The organism is Pseudoalteromonas sp. Z9A6 (assembly GCF_011378805.1).
GTDB classification, from domain to species: domain Bacteria; phylum Pseudomonadota; class Gammaproteobacteria; order Enterobacterales; family Alteromonadaceae; genus Pseudoalteromonas; species Pseudoalteromonas distincta.
Window position 1 is genome coordinate 41499 of the sequence record NZ_WTKZ01000022.1, and the last position, 17599, is coordinate 59097.

The 17599-nt window shown below is 39.3% G+C and carries 15 protein-coding genes; 7 read left to right on the top strand and 8 right to left on the bottom strand.

Going from position 1 to position 17599, the window contains the following annotated elements:
* Positions 1-172: 172 nt before the first annotated feature.
* Positions 173-1360: a VWA domain-containing protein gene (locus GQR53_RS10285; RefSeq protein ID WP_165743878.1), complete on the top strand. Its 1188-nt coding sequence runs from the start codon at positions 173-175 to the stop codon at positions 1358-1360.
* A gap of 133 nt (positions 1361-1493) precedes the next feature.
* Here GQR53_RS10285 and GQR53_RS10290 read toward each other — a convergent pair whose 3' ends face one another.
* From GQR53_RS10290 to tkt, 7 genes are all read right to left on the bottom strand, one after another.
* A complete protein-coding gene (locus GQR53_RS10290) occupies positions 1494-3362 on the bottom strand; it encodes an NACHT domain-containing protein (protein ID WP_165743879.1) in 1869 nt (622 codons plus the stop codon).
* Positions 3363-3669: 307 nt separating this feature from the next.
* Complete coding sequence (locus GQR53_RS10295; protein ID WP_240917461.1) at positions 3670-3816, bottom strand: hypothetical protein; 147 nt, start codon at positions 3814-3816, stop codon at positions 3670-3672.
* A 95-nt stretch (positions 3817-3911) separates the two neighbouring features.
* On the bottom strand, positions 3912-4367 hold the full coding sequence (locus tag GQR53_RS10300) for a GNAT family N-acetyltransferase (RefSeq protein WP_165743880.1): 456 nt from the start codon (positions 4365-4367) through the stop codon (positions 3912-3914).
* 72 nt (positions 4368-4439) lie between these two features.
* The gene (locus GQR53_RS10305; RefSeq protein WP_165743886.1) at positions 4440-5615 is read right to left on the bottom strand and encodes a divalent metal cation transporter; all 1176 of its coding nucleotides are present in this window, start codon (positions 5613-5615) and stop codon (positions 4440-4442) included.
* A 202-nt stretch (positions 5616-5817) separates the two neighbouring features.
* The gene (gene raiA, locus GQR53_RS10310) at positions 5818-6174 is read right to left on the bottom strand and encodes a ribosome-associated translation inhibitor RaiA (RefSeq protein ID WP_007584763.1); all 357 of its coding nucleotides are present in this window, start codon (positions 6172-6174) and stop codon (positions 5818-5820) included.
* A gap of 177 nt (positions 6175-6351) precedes the next feature.
* Positions 6352-6666: a pyrimidine/purine nucleoside phosphorylase gene (locus GQR53_RS10315; RefSeq protein WP_002958974.1), complete on the bottom strand. Its 315-nt coding sequence runs from the start codon at positions 6664-6666 to the stop codon at positions 6352-6354.
* Positions 6667-6850: 184 nt separating this feature from the next.
* Entirely contained in the window at positions 6851-8842 is a 1992-nt protein-coding gene (tkt, locus tag GQR53_RS10320) for a transketolase (protein ID WP_165743881.1), read from the bottom strand.
* A gap of 304 nt (positions 8843-9146) precedes the next feature.
* On the opposite strand from tkt, the gene metK reads away from it, so the two are divergent.
* From metK to serA, 5 genes are all read left to right on the top strand, one after another.
* Complete coding sequence (gene metK, locus GQR53_RS10325) at positions 9147-10298, top strand: methionine adenosyltransferase (protein ID WP_002958976.1); 1152 nt, start codon at positions 9147-9149, stop codon at positions 10296-10298.
* Between the two features lie 175 nt (positions 10299-10473).
* Positions 10474-11022 (top strand): hypothetical protein, encoded by a 549-nt coding sequence (locus GQR53_RS10330; RefSeq protein ID WP_165743882.1) that lies wholly within the window; start codon positions 10474-10476, stop codon positions 11020-11022.
* 18 nt (positions 11023-11040) lie between these two features.
* Positions 11041-11637 carry a 5-formyltetrahydrofolate cyclo-ligase gene (locus GQR53_RS10335; RefSeq protein WP_165743883.1) on the top strand — a complete coding sequence of 199 codons (597 nt, stop codon included), beginning with the start codon at positions 11041-11043 and terminating at the stop codon, positions 11635-11637.
* A gap of 53 nt (positions 11638-11690) precedes the next feature.
* Positions 11691-12344 (top strand): ribose-5-phosphate isomerase RpiA, encoded by a 654-nt coding sequence (gene rpiA / locus GQR53_RS10340; RefSeq protein ID WP_165743884.1) that lies wholly within the window; start codon positions 11691-11693, stop codon positions 12342-12344.
* A 9-nt stretch (positions 12345-12353) separates the two neighbouring features.
* A complete protein-coding gene (gene serA / locus GQR53_RS10345; RefSeq protein WP_024595232.1) occupies positions 12354-13583 on the top strand; it encodes a phosphoglycerate dehydrogenase in 1230 nt (409 codons plus the stop codon).
* Between the two features lie 51 nt (positions 13584-13634).
* Here the strand turns inward: serA and panP are convergent, their stop codons facing one another.
* Positions 13635-15260 (bottom strand): pyridoxal-dependent aspartate 1-decarboxylase PanP, encoded by a 1626-nt coding sequence (gene panP / locus GQR53_RS10350; protein ID WP_165743885.1) that lies wholly within the window; start codon positions 15258-15260, stop codon positions 13635-13637.
* A gap of 264 nt (positions 15261-15524) precedes the next feature.
* On the opposite strand from panP, the gene GQR53_RS10355 reads away from it, so the two are divergent.
* On the top strand, positions 15525-17405 hold the full coding sequence (locus GQR53_RS10355; protein WP_033020723.1) for a GGDEF domain-containing protein: 1881 nt from the start codon (positions 15525-15527) through the stop codon (positions 17403-17405).
* Positions 17406-17599: the final 194 nt, after the last annotated feature.

The following is a 17599-nucleotide window of genomic DNA, read 5'->3' on the forward strand; positions in this document are numbered from 1 at the left end:
AGCAACAAAGAGTTAATCGTCCCTAGGACGAACCTTCAGGCAGCGCGTGTTTGGTATTTATGCTGTGTTATCGCCTATTTATGGGGAATAACCACACTACATAGGCTCTGCCTTACCTAAATACCAAACTCACTGCTGCAAATTTAACCTCGAAAGATAAACAGGCCCTTATATGTTGATTGCATTTTTCTTCAAATTACGTGAATACCGCCTACCGGTGAGCCTTCGAGAACTACTCGATTTAATTAACGCCTTAAAAAAAGGCGTTATATTTGCCGACGTAGACGCCTTTTACCATTTAGCACGCACCATAATGGTAAAAGATGAAACGCATTTTGATCGATTCGACAAAGCCTTTAGCGACTACTTTAGTGGTATTGCCGATCTTGATTTGCTCGAGAGCTTAAAGCAACAGCACAACTTACCTGAAGATTGGCTACGTAAAGAGTTTGAAAAAAACCTAAGCGATAAAGAAAAAGCCCAGCTAAAAGCCATGGGTGGGCTCGACGAGCTTATGAAAACTCTTAAAGAGCGTTTAGAAGAGCAACAAAAACGCCACGCTGGCGGCAATAAATGGGTGGGCACTGGCGGCACCTCGCCTTTTGGTGCATACGGCTATAACCCAGAAGGTGTGCGTATAGGGCAAGACGGCAACCGTAACCGCCAAGCGGTAAAAGTGTGGGACAAACGAGAATACAAAAACCTCGACACCGACAGAGAAATTAGTTCGCGCACAGTTAAACTCGCCCTTAAAAAACTACGAAAGTTCGCCCGTACTGGCGCAAGTGACACCCTTGATTTAAACGAAACCATACGCGCGACCGCCAAACAAGGTGGCATGCTCGATGTAAAAATGGCACCCGAGCGCCACAATGCAGTAAAAGTTTTGATGCTGTTTGATATTGGCGGTTCAATGGATGACTACATTCATACCTGTGAAGAGCTATTTAGCGCCGCCCACGGCGAATTTAAACATTTAGAGTTTTACTACTTTCATAATTGCTTATACGAACATGTTTGGCAAGATAACCAGCGCCGCCATTCAAACGTTATTGATACCATGACGCTGATCAACAAGTTCACCAGTGACTACAAAGTTATATTTGTTGGTGATGCCACTATGGGCCCGTATGAAATTGCTTATCCTGGCGGCTCAGTAGAACATTGGAATGAAGAACCCGGCAGAGCCTGGTTAAACCGAATCACTAATCACTTTGATAAAGTCGCGTGGCTCAACCCACAACCCGTTGAACACTGGCCGTACTATCAATCAATTGGCTTTATAAAAGAGTTAATGAACAACCGCATGTATGCGCTGAGTTTAGATGGGATAAGTAGAGCGATAAAAGAGCTGAGTTAGTACCAATAAATTATAATTTCAACTTTGAATCAAAAGATTAAAGTGAAAATAAAAAAGAGTTATCCCAATAGCACACAGATAAAATTGAGTGTGCTATTAACATGCTCTAAAATATAAATACATTTCAAAAAAATCATGTTAACCTCCTGATTAAACTAGTTATCTTACTCTCTGAGTCATTTAGAAAATTAGAACAAAGGCTTTTAACATCAGGTAATTCTTTAATATAATCTTTTGTTGGTAGACTGCCAGCGTAAATCTCTGCAAGCAGACTAAGACTAAGCCGATATTTACCTTCTTTGCTATAATTTAGATCAGTAAAAGTAAGAAGCTCTAATTCACTCATTTCAATACGCACCTGAATAATAGCTTTTTGGATATCTTGCTGGAAGTTCCAAAAACAAATAGCTGGGTTATCGTTTTCAAATTTTGATTTATCGTAATTAAATACAGCATCGTGGAAAGTTACGTAATCCTCTGCATCTTTATAATTAATTACTTTTCTTTGCAAATCAATTGGGAGCTCATTTAACTTAATTTTTTGTCTTATATGTCCATACTGCACAACCAAAAAACAGTTTTTTAAGTATTTATCAACTGCAAGCCCCATGTCTGTATTCTCTTTGCAATCCGCAGCTAACATATTTAAAAATAAGATTTTATATAGCGGACATAAATAACTCTCAGCAATATTACTTGAACTAAAGTCCTTGAGCGCGAAAGTTATTATTTGTTTGTTCCAAATGCTGTTTTTAAAGCCATATTTCAAGTTTTCCTTAAAAAAATTCGGTAGCAATCCACTGTCTAAAATATACTTGTAGGCATAGAATTCTTGAATGCTTCTATGAACATAACTATAGGTATCATATTCCGTTTCCATAATTATATTTGTTACGTCAACTAGGTCTTCTAAAAAAAGCTCTGGATCGACCGTGCACCCCTTATCAACTGATTTACTAATATAATCAACAAGTTCGAATCTATTAAATTCTATATCTCTATTAGAAAATGAAAGAAAACTACACTTTCTAAAGATAGTTTCAGCATCTGAATAACTTAGATTTGCTTTAAAAGCTCTCTTAACGCCTCCTTTCCTATCATCGTGATTTCTATACAGCGCAAGAAAAATCCCACCATAAAAATCTATCTCATTTTCAGGAAAAGATTTTTTAGACTTAAAAATCACAAACAGTAAAGCAATCAAGAGAGGATTAACTATTAGTTCGTCAAGATAGCTTATTTTTTCTAACTTTCTATTTATGTCGTAATCAATTTTTGTAGCTAATTTATATTTTTCAATTAACAGCTTTCTTTGAGAGTTGTCTATTCTAAGGATCGAAAACTCGTATGAATACTCCATTTTCGTTATCAATGTATCTGGGCGAGTTGTAACAACTAAATTACATTTATTGTTACATGAAATAGAGTAAATATCCTGAGCCACACTATCAATATTATTGGCATTAATTTCATCAAAACCATCTAATAATAAAGTAACACCTTTAAAGTTTAAAAAACCTTTAAGCTCTAAAGAACTAAGTGATATGCCCCATTGCTCTAACTGCCTTACTAAAAAATCTGAAAATAATTCCCCTGTCCGCATTTCTTTTAATGAAATAAAAAAAGGAACTTTACCATGTGTATTAGCAAGAATACTTAACAATCTTTTCAAGGCTGTAGTTTTACCTAAACCAGCCTCACCTACTAATAATTGAAGCCCCTCATATACAAATGGACTTGAGTCATCAAGCTCATAGGTACTCGAACCAATTAAACTCCTAATTTTAGCGGGAACGTATAATTTATCTAATTCAATAGATTGCTTATCTAGGAATGTTTGCAGACGAACATCATTATCAAGCCTTTGAATATATTTTTTAGTGGCTGACTTCAACTTTGCTGTATTAAGAGACCTTTTCACACTGGAAAATACTTTTTCTACAGACTTCCCAACAACTTTTGAAGTGGCAGCTTTTACGGCAATAACACCAAGTATGCTCATGTTTATAACTTCCAACTAAATATACTGAGTATATACTGAACATTCATACTGGTTTTTCCTTAGACAGTGAGTTGCAAATCTATTAAGGGAGTCGGTCTAGTTATTCTTTTTCGTTCGCACTAGTCATCACGTCAATATATGAATTATTGTGGAAAAGCCTAACGATTTCTATCCCATTTCTCTAATTAAAGGACTATAACACAGCTCTATAACTTCGTATTTCAAGATATCATATACGCTTACTCCGGCTTTCTTGTCGATATAAGTAAACTTCTTTGAATACCAAATCGGACATATTACCTGTTTCTCACGCACCCACTATTTCATCAGGTGAGATAGCAAGATCGTTGATATCATTTACTGTATGAGAACGTAACGTAAGCTTTCCTTGTGGATGCGCTTTAGCGTCCACAAGTGCTGTAGTTAATTCTGAAAATAAATCACGTTTGCTCATTGCGCCACACCTCTAAGAATTCTTTTAATTGCTTTTTCTGATCTGCTGTTAAATCGGTTACTTCGTTTTTACTGTAAATAGTGAGCGCATACAACTTAAAGCCCTTTACTCATAAACAAGCTGTAAGGATCTAACTCATAATCACCAAATGGTTCGCATTCTTTAAAACCAAATTGAGTGTAAAGCTTTTGTGCGGGTAAAAATGCCTTTGCCGTGCCGGTCTCTAAACTTAACTTTTTGTAACCTCGCAAAGTGGATTGCTCAATAATATGGGTGAGTAACTTAGCGGCTATGCCTTGACGTAAATAGCTGCATGATGTGCGCATTGATTTAATTTCGCCATGCGTTGTATTTAGCGTTTTTAAAGCGCTAACACCCGCTAAATTATTATCAATCCATAAGCTATAAAAAGTTATATCGGGCTGAGTGAGTTTGCTCACATCAAGTGCATGTACGCTCTCAACGGGTGAGTGTTTTAACATATCGTTATGATGCGCTTGTAGTAACTTTATAACATGTGGGTTTGAAAGCTCACCTATTCTAATATCCATTTATACCTCGTTTAATCCTAGAATTTAATGCTTGAGGGCTTTAATTAAAAACCCTAAAGTAAGTGGCTCTATTTAGGCTGCTAGTTTCCATACTACAAACGCAACAGCAAAGCCTACTAAATACACTAAACCTAACCACGTTAAACTACGTAGTAAAACGCTATGCTTTATAGCAGGCTCTGAGCGCACAAGGCTAAAGTTAAGCCATGCAAACACTGGCGTTGTAACAAATGAAAGTGTCATTGCAAACGTAAGCATGGGGCCAAGGGCTGATTTAAAAAATAAAATAACGGCCATACCGGCAAGTGCTTGTAGTATTAACCAAATATTTAAGCTGTGTTTTGATTGCCCAAAGCCAAGTAGTTTATGAGACTCGTTAAGCGTGCGGGCGTAGCCATCAAGCACAGTAAGTGTGGTACCAAACATACACAAAAACGCAATGGCTGATACAAGCGGCCTTGCCCATTCGCCTATTGTAAGTGCGTACATATCAATAAGCTGCTTGGCAAACGCAACCCCACCAAGTTCTATACTGCTGGTTTGCCCGTACTGCACTAATACACCTAAGCTAAAAAATACCAAGGCTAAGCCAGCTGTAAGCCAGTAACCTACGTTAAAATCGAACAAGCCTTGGCTTTTAGACACTGTTTGCTGCGCTTGCTTTTCTTTAAGCCAAAGCGAGCTTAATGCTGATATTTCTATTGGTGCCGGCATCCAGCCCATTAAAGCGACCATAAAGCTCAGCATAGCCAGCTCGTAAGGTGATGGACCAACATAGTCAGCAGGCGCCATTGGGCCATTACTAAACGCGATAACTAACGCAATAACAGTAGCCAGCGTTAATAACCCCATTATGCCTTTGGCCACACTGTCGAGCGCTTTAAAGTGGCCTAACAATAATATGGCTAAGCACACTCCTAATAATATCCAACATAGCAGTGTTACCTCTATCACTACGGGCAGTGCGTAATGCAGTAAACTTGCGGTAAGCAGTAGCACGCCGGCGGTATTAACTACGGCGGCAACGATGTTTAAGCCAATAAAACTGTAGAAGTAAAATGGGCCTTTGCTTTTATACCCTTCCACTAGGCTATTTTTAGTGGCGAGTGTGTATTCCATACCAAAGCGAAAAAATGGATATTTTAAAACATTAACAACGAGGATTAGCCAAAATAGTTGCCAGCCAAATATTGCTCCAGCCTGCGTAGAGGCAACTAAGTGAGAACCGCCAATAGCGGCTGTGGCCATGAGTATTCCAGGTCCAAGCGCACCTAGTCGAGACTTCCATACTGCTTTTGTTGTGTGCATTAATTTCTCAAAATATGTGTGTTGTGTGTTCTTTTTATTAATTTTTATAATTAATAAACTGCAAGAACGCATAACTTACCTAAATTACAGGCAATAAAAAAGAGCCATACGGCTCTTTTTTACAATACTTTGTGACTAAATTTTATTTAAGATCCATCTCTTGGATGATCTCGTGTGCGATTTCAGGTGTAGTGCTAACAGGCTTTTCGTGTAAGTTTGCTTTTATCTGCCCTTTTCGATGTTTTAGTGCTGCATCGAGTTTTTTAGCTGCACTTGCAATGGCAGGGTACATAACTTCGTTTTCCCCTTTTACCGATATGCGCGTGCCTTCATAATTAGTGCTAATTTCAGCTTGGATTTTATGATGTTCTTTAGACAAAATAATTTCGAGTGCAATAAGCGATGGGAAATGGCTCTCGATTTTTGAAAATTTTTCGTTGATGTGCTCTCTAATAGAGTCAGTAACTTCAACATGGTGACCAGAAAGATTAATTTTCATAGGGTATCCTTTTATTTGTTACCTCATAAATAGTATTGGGGGCTATTTAGATTAACACAAGGAAAAAAGAGAGATATTTGAGGTTTATTTGCGGTTTTTGGTGATTTAAATCATGCGTTGCGCAAAGTTTATGCAAAGCCCATAGTACATGGGCTTTCAGACGTCTAGCTGTATTGATTAATCTGTGTACGAACAACAGTAGTCAGCAAAATCAGATACTTTTACTTTAAAGCTTACATTTGCATCAACATTAAACGATTCACCCGCGTTAAATGTTTTCCACTCACTTGCCCCTGGTAATAAAATATCCCATTGGCCAGCTAAAAGCTCCATGCACTCTTTTTGGTTTGTATCAAAAACAAACTCACCTGGTTGCATAAAACCTAACGTTTTCGCTTCGCCATCACCTAAAATAACGGTACGGCTCGACACTTTTCCGTCAAAATATACATTGGCTTTTTTTACTACACTCACGTTATCGAACTTTGGCATTTTTAGCTCCTGCTATTAATTTAAGATTTTTATTTATAAATTTTATCGCACTACCTTGCCTGATAGCTTACTTTCTTGCAAGGAAAGTAGCATTGCTCAAGGTGAAGTTGCTTCATGTAAGGGCATAAAAAAACCCGCAACATGTGCGGGTTTTTCAATTACTTACTTTATTTAATCAAAGCGATTAAAAAAGCTCGTTTGCTTTGCTCACAATGTTTGCCACTGTAAAACCAAAGTGCTCAAACAGCTCACCAGCAGGTGCCGACTCACCAAAGGTAGTCATACCTACTACTGCGCCATTTAGACCTACGTACTTGTACCAGTAGTCAGCAATACCTGCTTCTACTGCTACGCGGCGTGTAACAGATGCCGGTAATACGCTTTCTTTGTACTCTGCGCTTTGATCTTCAAAGGCATCAGTACATGGCATAGATACAACACGTACCTTTTTACCTTGGCTGCGTAGCTCAGTTGCTGAATCTTGTGCTAGTTGCACTTCAGAGCCCGTCGCAATGAAAATAATCTCAGGGTTGCCGTCACAGCTAAGGATGTAACCACCCTTTTTAACGTCTGCTAATTGCTGTGCGTCACGCGCTTGTTGCTCAAGACCTTGGCGAGTAAAGATTAACGATGTAGGACCGTCTTTACGCTCAATAGCTTGTTGCCATGCAATTGCCGACTCAACTTGGTCACATGGGCGCCAGTTGTATAAGTTAGGCGTTAAACGCATGCTTGCGATTTGCTCTACTGGTTGGTGAGTTGGACCATCTTCACCTAAACCGATTGAATCGTGCGTGTATACAAAAATGCTTGGTTGCTTCATTAATGCAGCCATACGTACGGCATTTTTTGCATATTCAACAAACATTAAGAACGTAGCACCGTAAGGAATAAAGCCTTTATGAAGGGCAATACCATTCATAATTGCCGACATACCAAACTCACGTACACCGTAGTAAATGTAGTTACCGCTTGCATCGTCGTGTGTTAAACCTTTAGAGCCATCCCAAATTGTTAAGTTTGAGCCTGCTAAATCGGCTGAGCCACCCATAAATTCTGGTAATAACGGACCAAATGCGTTTAATGCATTTTGTGATGCTTTACGAGACGCTGGGTTTGCTGGGTTTGCTTGTAATTGCTCAATGTACGCTTGAGATTTTTCAGCCCAATCGCCAGGCAGTTCTTTATTAATACGACGCTTATATTCAGCCGCAAGCTCTGGGTATGCTTTTGCGTATGCTGCAAATTTTTCGTCCCAGCTTGATTCAAGCTGCTGACCTTTTTCTTTGCTATCCCATTGTGCGTAAATATCATCAGGAATTTCGAACGCATCGCCAGTCCAACCTAAGAATTCGCGAGACGCTTTAATTTCGTCATCACCTAGTGGTGCACCGTGACAATCGTGGCTACCAGATTTATTAGGTGAGCCGTAACCAATAATTGTTTTACAACAAATTAGTGATGGTTTATCGGTAACACTTTTAGCTTCTGCAATTGCAGCACTTATAGCACCGCTGTCGTGGCCATCAACACCACTAATTACATGCCAACCGTATGCTTTAAAGCGAGCTGGCGTGTCATCTGTAAACCAACCTTCTACTTCACCATCGATTGAAATGCCGTTGTCATCCCAAAATGCAACAAGTTTACCCAGACCTAATGTGCCTGCAAGTGAACCAGCTTCATGAGAAATACCTTCCATAAGGCAGCCATCGCCCATAAATGCATAGGTAAAGTGATCAACAATATCGTGACCTTCACGGTTAAACTGTGCAGCTAGCGCTTTTTCAGCAATTGCCATACCTACGGCATTTGTGATCCCTTGACCTAATGGACCCGTAGTAGTTTCGATTCCTGGTGCATAGCCATATTCAGGGTGACCTGGTGTTTTAGAATGCATTTGACGGAAGTTTTTAATTTCGTCCAGTGGTAAGTCGTAACCACTTAGATGCAATAGAGAATAGATAAGCATTGAACCGTGGCCGTTTGAAAGAATAAATCTGTCACGGTCAGCCCACTCTGGATTTGTTGGGTTGTGTTTTAGATAATCGCGCCATAATACTTCTGCGATATCAGCCATGCCCATAGGGGCTCCAGGGTGACCAGATTTGGCCTTTTGTACTGCGTCCATTGACAAGACGCGAATAGCATTTGCAAGTTCTTTGCGAGATGGCATGAATTCTCCTACCTTTATGTGTATTTGCGCGGGTATTTATGTGTTTGTTTATGCACCCAAGTAACTTGGGTTTGTTTATATCGACCATTCTTACTTATTGTGGGGGCTGTGTGCAATTAAAAACCCTATAAAAGTGAGGCATTATGAATATTTTTTAAGACCAAAAAGTTATTAGTAATTTTATTTAGACGTCTAGGCGTAAAAACACTATGCAAGGTGTTTTGTTTTCGATAAAATACGCCCCTTAATTTTTTAGCGCTAATACCGACGTTTGTGAAGCGCAATATTTGTGAGCAGAAATACAATGGCAAAACATTTATTTACTTCTGAATCAGTTTCTGAAGGTCATCCGGATAAAATCGCCGATCAAATCTCTGATGCGGTACTTGATGCTATCCTAGAGCAAGATTCTCATGCCCGTGTTGCGTGCGAAACTTACGTAAAAACAGGTATGGTTATGGTTGGTGGTGAAATCACTACTAGCGCATGGGTTGATATTGAAGAAATTACACGTAAAACAGTACGTGAAATTGGCTACACGCATTCAGACATGGGTTTCGATGCAGATTCATGTGCAATTTTAAACACTATTGGTAAACAGTCTCCTGATATTAACCAAGGTGTTGACCGTACTAGCCCGGAAGAACAAGGTGCTGGCGACCAAGGCCTTATGTTTGGTTACGCATGTAACGAAACAGAAGTGCTAATGCCTGCGCCAATTACTTACTCACACCGTTTAGTACAGCGCCAAGCGCAAGTACGTAAAAGCGGCGAGCTAAACTGGTTACGTCCAGATGCAAAATCTCAAGTTACTTTTGCATACGAAAATGGTAAGCCAGTAGGTATTGATGCAGTAGTACTATCTACTCAGCACAGTGAAGACATTTCACAAAAAGATTTAGTAGAAGCGGTGATGGAAACTATCATCAAGCCGGTACTTCCTGCAGAGCTTATTACAAGCGCGACTAAATTTTTCATTAACCCAACGGGTCGCTTTGTAATTGGCGGACCTATGGGCGATTGTGGTTTAACAGGTCGTAAAATCATCGTTGATACATACGGTGGTATGGCTCGTCACGGTGGTGGTGCTTTCTCTGGTAAAGATCCATCAAAAGTTGACCGCTCAGCTGCATACGCTGCACGTTACGTTGCTAAAAACGTAGTTGCGGCTGGCCTTGCTGATAAATGTGAATTACAAGTTTCTTACGCAATCGGTGTTGCAGAGCCTACATCTATCAGCGTTGAAACGTTTGGTACAAGCAAGTTAGAAGAAAGCCGTTTAATCGAGCTTATTCGTGAACACTTTGACCTACGCCCTTACGGCTTAATTCAAATGCTTGATTTAGAGCGCCCTATCTACCTTCCTACAGCGGCTTACGGCCACTTTGGTCGTGACGAATTCCCTTGGGAACGTACAGATAAAGCTGATGCACTTCGTGCAGCTGCTGGCCTTTGAGCTAAAAGTGTTGAAGTAAATTAAAAACGGCCCTTAATAGGGCCGTTTTTGTATCTAAAACTTATCAGTTACATTGTTTATAGTGCGTCTACAAAATAACTATAAAATCAACCTCGAATTCTTTTGTACTTTAGGTATATACTCATTTCATTATAAAAGCTTTAGGGATAGTTAAATGGCCGATAACTTTCGCGTTATATTTGCAGGACTTGCCGATAACGTTGACATAAAAACAGCGTGCGCAAACTTAGCTGCAAAATTAAAAACGTCAGATGAAAAAGTAGCTCTTTTTTTTAAAGGTAAGCCGCTGTTTGCGCCAAGCGATAAAGACAAAGCGTTAAAACAGACTAAGTTATTAGCAAGCTTAGGTATTAAAAGTAAGCTGCAAGCTGTTTCAAATGCGATTCAAAATAGCTCCCCCGCAGCTGCAAATAACAACCAACGTGATGAACGTATTTTTGATGCACTTGATTACATCACTAGCAGCTTAATACGCCTTGAAGAAAAGCTAGATGAGCTAGAGCAACGCCTTCCTGAAGCTCAATTAAATGCACCAGACGAAAGTGTAGACGAATGGCAAAATGACGACCTAATGCTAGATGAGGATTTAGCGACTCCTAAAAAACACAGTAACTTACTTTTATATTCATTGATTGCAACTGCCACCATTTTGCTAGTCGTACTGGCTGTTTTTTTGATTTTTCCCGATTTATTCTCTTTTTAAAAATGGCTAATTAGTTTAATGAGCAATAAACGCGCACAAATAAGAGCTGAAATTCGTAACACCCGTAAAAACTTGTCAAATAATCAGCAAATAATTGCTGCGCAATCGCTAAAAATGAATTTTATTCAACACTTAAAAAGCGAAAATACAACGAATTCAAAGCATATTGCCATTTATTTAAGTAACGACGGAGAACTAGACACTTCATTGTTAATTAAAGAATTATGGAACTTAAACCATGCTGTTTATCTACCTATAATACACCCATTCAATGGCGCTAATTTACTATTTCAGCGCTATGAGAAAAACTCACCCATGAGGGCAAATCGCTATGGTATCTTGGAGCCTAAGCTGAACTGCTCTCAAATATGCCCATTACCAGTGCTTGATTACCTCCTTATGCCATTAGTTGCATTTGATAAACAAGGTAATCGCCTAGGAATGGGAGGTGGGTTTTACGACCGGACATTGGCGCGTTTACATGAACAAAACTGGCAAAAACCGCAACTAATTGGCCTTGCACATGAATGCCAAAAAGTTGATGCTCTACCAATCGAGTCATGGGACGTACCACTTGAAACCATTATCACCCCAGATAAAACATACTGTTGGTAACATTTAATTTTGGTTACTAGCCGCATATTTCTGACATACATGAGCACAAAGCAATGACACAAGACGAATTAAAAAAAGCAGCTGCCTGGGCAGCACTCGAGTTTGTAAAAGAAAACACCATTGTAGGTGTCGGTACAGGCTCTACTGTTAATCACTTTATTGATGCCCTTGGCTCAGTAAAGGACACTATTGTAGGCGCTGTATCAAGCTCAGAAGCGTCAACTGCACGTCTGGAAGCGTTAGGTATTGAAGTGTTTGAACTTAATAACGTTGATGCTTTAGATGTATACATTGACGGCGCTGACGAAATTAACGCTCAAAACGAAATGATTAAAGGCGGCGGCGCTGCGCTAACACGTGAAAAAATAGTAGCAGCAGTTGCAAAACAGTTTGTGTGTATTGTTGATGACACAAAGCTGGTAGATACATTGGGCGACTTCCCGCTTCCGGTAGAAGTTATTCCAATGGCGCGCAGCTACGTTGCACGAGAATTATTAAAACTTGGTGGTGACCCTGTTTATCGCCAAGGCGTAGTTACCGATAATGGTAACGTTATATTAGATGTATTTAACTTAAAAATTACCAATGCCAAACAACTTGAAACACAAATAAATTCAATTGTTGGCGTAGTTACCAACGGCCTATTTGCGATGCGAGGTGCTGATAAAGTGATTATCGGTACCAAAAATGGGCCACAAATTAAATAGGATGAGGTTATGAGTAAGGTATCGTTAGCAAAAGACAAAATTAAAATTCTCTTGCTTGAAGGTGTTCACCAAAGCGCTGTTGAAACGCTAAAACGTAACGGTTACAGCAATATCGACTACGTTAAAACATCCTTACCTGAGGACGAGCTTAAAGAGCGCATTAAAGATGTTCACTTTGTAGGACTTCGTTCTCGTACTCATATTAACCAAGCCGTATTAGACTCAGCTGAAAAGCTAGTTGCTATTGGTTGTTTTTGTATTGGTACAAACCAAGTTGATTTAGATGCAGCACGCGAACGTGGTATTGCTGTATTTAACGCTCCATTTTCTAATACTCGTTCAGTTGCTGAACTTGTACTTGGCGAAATTCTACTTTTATTACGTGGTATTCCAGAGCGTAATGCAGCGGCTCATCGTGGTGGCTGGTTAAAAACAGCAAATGGTTCGTTTGAAGCACGTGGTAAAACATTAGGTATTATTGGCTACGGTCACATTGGTACTCAGCTAGGTATTATGGCTGAAAATATCGGTATGAACGTGGAGTTTTACGATATCGAAGATAAGTTATCACTGGGTAATGCAACACAAGTTCATAACCTTACTCAGCTGTTACAACGCTCTGATATTATTAGCTTACATGTACCAGAAACACCGCAAACTAAAAACCTTATTGGTACAGCAGAACTTGCAGTTATGAAGCAGGGGTCTATTTTGATCAATGCCTCACGCGGAACTGTTGTTGATATTGATGCTCTTGCAGAAGCGCTTACAGAGAAAAAACTAAGTGGTGCAGCAATCGATGTGTTCCCTACTGAGCCAAAATCTAACGATGAAGAATTTGTATCGCCACTGCGCCAATTCGACAATGTTATTTTAACGCCACACATTGGTGGTTCTACACAAGAAGCGCAAGAAAACATTGGTATTGAAGTAGCGGGTAAATTGGCTAAATATTCAGATAATGGCTCAACTATTACTGCGGTTAACTTCCCTGAAGTATCGCTACCTGAGCTTGCTAATCGTAGCCGTTTATTACACGTACACCACAACCGCCCAGGTGTACTAACGCAAATTAACCAAGCGTTTGCACAGCACGGTATTAATATTGCTGCGCAATACCTACAAACAGACGCATCTATTGGTTATGTAGTTATTGATGTTGATACAGATCAATCTGAAGTAGCACTTAAAGAACTAAGCGCTGTTGAGGGTACAATTAGAGCACGTATCTTACATTAACCATTCTTTGATATTAAAAAAGGGTCCTTATGGACCCTTTTTGTATTTAGATTACATATACTTTCTCAAGTATTTTTTGAATACCGGATCTGTTGCAGCCAACTCTTTTTGCTCAGCTAATATCTCTTTTAAAATAGCGCCTGAGGTAAGCGGGTTAGCAAGGACCACTCTAAATACAACCGTTGGTTGATTGTCGTATTTAGAAGGCGTTAAGCGTGTACGTGATACAAATGAGCGACCAGACTCTCGCTGACGCTTTTGCATACTGGCAGTAAAACGGTTCAGTGAAGCAAAAATATCTAACCGAGTTGCAGCATCTGCATCGGCTATTGCTTGTTTAATTTGCTTAGGTACATAACGATACGTTAATAAGCACAACTCAGGCTCCGAAATAAGCTCGAAGTCTTCATCAGCCTTAATTAAATCAGCAAAGTAATGTGCTTTTTTGATGCTTCGATCAATCAGCATTTCGTAACCTTTGCGACCAATAACACGTAAGCAAGCGTGTACTAACATTGCCATACCCGGTCGGCTGCCTTCAAGCGTGTGGCTACCTAAGTCTTTTGAACCTTTACGTAATATATACTCAGCGTGATGTTCTATTGCATCAGTTGCAGCGGGGTCTTTAAATAAAACCAAACCCGCTCCCATTGGTACATACATTTGTTTATGTGCATCGATGGTAATTGAATCTGCTCGCTCAATCCCTTTTAGTAAAGGACGGTGCGTACTCGATAAAAGGGTCGCTCCCCCCCATGCAGCATCTACATGAAAATGGCAGTTAATGTCTTGTGCTAAGTCGGCCATTTCATCAAGTGGGTCAATATTACCGGTCTCGGTTGTTCCCGCGACCCCAATAATCGCCATTACTTTAATGCCTTGCGCTTCAAGCTCACGTGCTTTTTCACGCATAGCTCCTACATCTACTTTATTATTTTCACAGGTTTTAATACCAATTAAGTTATCGCGACCAATGCCGAGTAAATCAACCGATTTACCTAACGAGTAATGCCCGCGTTCTGATATTAATACCGCTAAACCTTTATAACCGTAATGCAGTATACCGGCAATTAAGCCTTGTGCGCCGATACCTCTAAAATCGCCATCAGGTTTTAATAAGCGGTTTCGCGCAATCCAAAGCGCAGTAATATTAGCAACCGTACCACCAGAGCAAAATGCACCTAATGAGGTTTTAGCACTGTGCATCCATTTAGAATAAAATGAGTCTTCTTGCCCATAAGCTAAATGATGCATCATCCCAAGCACTTGACGCTCAAGAGGCGTAAACGCTTTAGATGTTTCTATTTTTACTAGATTTTGATTTAGCCCTACCATCAATTTTGACAGCGGTAATAAAAAGTGCGGCAAGGCTGAGGTCATGTGACCAATAAAACTAGGCGCAGCTGTATGCACAGAATGTGCAACAAGCTGCTCCATTATGTCTTGGGCATAAGCAGAGACAAACGTTGGATCTTCTGGGATCACTGCCGATTGAAAATCTTTTTCTATTTCATGTAATGGTTTTTCAATTGCCGCTATATTTTCGTTTAGAAAACCTGCTAAATTACTCGAAATTTCAAGCTCGATTTTGCTTAAAGTTGAGTCTGGCGCTTCAGGTACAGTAAATATACGCTTAAGGCTTTCTTTAGAGGCGACGGCACAACGCTTTTGATCCATCTTAATACCTAGTGTGTGTAGCTAAAACACGCGCTTACCCATCAAAAACGCCTACTTATTAGGACATTTGGAGCAATCGTGTTTCTTTAAAAATTGCGCTAACTTTACTGCAATATAACTAAAATGTCTCGTTTAAACCTATAAAAGCAATCAAAGCGATGACAAAAAAATGATAATTTAATTAAAACTCTACCAAACCTAATTATTTATTGGGCATTTACTTATTTTGGGTATAATAAATTTGATAACAAAAAAGGGACACATATGCCAGAAGGAAGAGTCAAAGTTAGTTGGATAGTGGCAGGCTTTAGCTTGTTTTTAATAAGCTTGCTAACCTACGTTTACTACACTTACCAAACCACGCGTGCTGAAATAATGCAGTCGGTTGATAATCGCTTACTTAATGCCGCCACCAGCGTTAAACATATTTTAGGTGACGATTATTTAAGTGCGGTTAATCAAGGCGATAATATAAGTTTTTCTTACTATCAAGATAAAAGTAAACAACTCTCTGAGTTTGCTCAAGCACTTGATATTGCTTATGTCTATTCAATGATTTTAAAAGACGGTAAGGTGCTTTTTAGCTCATCAAGCTACACGCAAGACGATCAGAATAATGGCAAGGTAACTCAATTTTTAGATCTCTACCCTGAAGCTACCGATGCAAATATAAGTGCTTTTTATTCAACAGAGCCAGTATTTGAAATATCGAGCGATCAGTGGGGCCACTTTAAAACAATTTTTATTCCTTACGTTGACCCAATCAACGGCAATACCTATTTAACGGGTGCCGATATAACTATTTATGACTTAAACGAGAAACTTAAAGAAAGCGTATCGAAAGCTGCTGCAATGGCTAGCTTCTTCTTTTTTATCGCGATACTTGTTGCCGCCATATATATTTATTTACTAAAGCGCTCTTTAGCAACTGACTCAAGTACTGGTTTTTCAAATCATATTGCTCTTGAGTACTTTATTAAAAAAAGTAATGCTCATCACATGCAGTTAGCCGTTATTTGGGTTAATGAAATAGAAGATATAAACAGTTTTTACGGCACGGAAGTGGGTGACAAGGTAATGAAAAACTTACTTATTCACTTTAAACTTAGAAGCTCTACGCATTGCCATATATACAGACTAGCAACAAATAAAATAGTATTACTCGCGCCTAAAGAAATGAGTAATGACGAATTTACCGATCTCGTAAAAACATATAACTTTAATACACCGGTGTTAACTGACCCTTTTATCTACATAACCCTATGCGCAGGTATTGCCAGTGGTAATAAATCGCTATTACTTGAAAACGCTCATATAGCAGCGCTGCAAGCTAAACAAGGCAGGCATAGTGTAGTTAACTACTCAAAAGCGCTACACGATGTAAAAACGCAATATCAATACAATGTAGAGATGGCTAAAGAAGTGCGAGAAGCGTTTGATAACAATCGTATAGTGCCTTACTTTCAACCCATTATTGACACAAATACCAATAAGGTCGTTCAATACGAATGTTTAGCTCGAATGGTAACAGCGCAAGGGGAAGTATTAAAACCTGATGCATTTTTAAATGTTGTTACCCGCTCAAGAATGGACGGAATACTTACCCGTACTATATTTTCACAATGTGTTAGTCGCTTTAGAAAAACCGATATTTGCTGGAGTTTAAATATAACAGCACAAGATATGCTCGACCCTAATTTAAGTGAGTTTATTGCGGACGAACTTAAGCGCTACCCGCATCCAGGTAATATCACATTAGAGCTTTTAGAAACCCAAGCTATTGCCAACTTCTCTGAAGTAAAAGCATTTATTGGAATGGTTAAAACGAAAGGCGTTAAGGTTATTATTGATGACTTTGGTAGTGGTTATTCAAATATATCAAACGTACTTAAGCTTGAAGTAGATGGTATTAAATTAGATGGCGCACTAATAAAGCAAATAGTGAATGACAAAGATATCTACTTGTTTATTGAGCATATAGCCAGCTTTGCTAATCAACTTGGTTTACAATTAATGGCAGAATCGGTAGAAAATACAACCATAGTAACCGCACTTAAAAAGGCGAATGTGACACTAATGCAAGGCAACTATTTTGCCCACCCAGTGCCACATGTTAATACGGTTACAGAAGAATTAGCACTTTGACTTACTTTAACCAGGGCGTGTTGATCTTTGTGGATTGAAATTTGTTCAATCTAGGGGCGATTAAATCGCGGCGCGAGGTTTGTAACCTAGTGGGCTAAGTAAAAACTGAGCAACAAAGAGTTAATCGTCCCTAGAAAGAACCCTCGGGCTGAGGGATCCCCACTTTATCCAGCGGCCTCTTTTTCGTAATTCAA

Coding starts and splice junctions, on each gene's coding strand:
- GQR53_RS10285 (WP_165743878.1), top strand. CDS start 173: ATGTTGATTGCATTTTTCTTCAAATTACGTGAATACCGCCTACCGGTG.
- GQR53_RS10290 (WP_165743879.1), bottom strand. CDS start 3,362: ATGAGCATACTTGGTGTTATTGCCGTAAAAGCTGCCACTTCAAAAGTT.
- GQR53_RS10295 (WP_240917461.1), bottom strand. CDS start 3,816: ATGAGCAAACGTGATTTATTTTCAGAATTAACTACAGCACTTGTGGAC.
- GQR53_RS10300 (WP_165743880.1), bottom strand. CDS start 4,367: ATGGATATTAGAATAGGTGAGCTTTCAAACCCACATGTTATAAAGTTA.
- GQR53_RS10305 (WP_165743886.1), bottom strand. CDS start 5,615: ATGGCCACAGCCGCTATTGGCGGTTCTCACTTAGTTGCCTCTACGCAG.
- raiA (WP_007584763.1), bottom strand. CDS start 6,174: ATGAAAATTAATCTTTCTGGTCACCATGTTGAAGTTACTGACTCTATT.
- GQR53_RS10315 (WP_002958974.1), bottom strand. CDS start 6,666: ATGCCAAAGTTCGATAACGTGAGTGTAGTAAAAAAAGCCAATGTATAT.
- tkt (WP_165743881.1), bottom strand. CDS start 8,842: ATGCCATCTCGCAAAGAACTTGCAAATGCTATTCGCGTCTTGTCAATG.
- metK (WP_002958976.1), top strand. CDS start 9,147: ATGGCAAAACATTTATTTACTTCTGAATCAGTTTCTGAAGGTCATCCG.
- GQR53_RS10330 (WP_165743882.1), top strand. CDS start 10,474: ATGGCCGATAACTTTCGCGTTATATTTGCAGGACTTGCCGATAACGTT.
- GQR53_RS10335 (WP_165743883.1), top strand. CDS start 11,041: ATGAGCAATAAACGCGCACAAATAAGAGCTGAAATTCGTAACACCCGT.
- rpiA (WP_165743884.1), top strand. CDS start 11,691: ATGACACAAGACGAATTAAAAAAAGCAGCTGCCTGGGCAGCACTCGAG.
- serA (WP_024595232.1), top strand. CDS start 12,354: ATGAGTAAGGTATCGTTAGCAAAAGACAAAATTAAAATTCTCTTGCTT.
- panP (WP_165743885.1), bottom strand. CDS start 15,260: ATGGATCAAAAGCGTTGTGCCGTCGCCTCTAAAGAAAGCCTTAAGCGT.
- GQR53_RS10355 (WP_033020723.1), top strand. CDS start 15,525: ATGCCAGAAGGAAGAGTCAAAGTTAGTTGGATAGTGGCAGGCTTTAGC.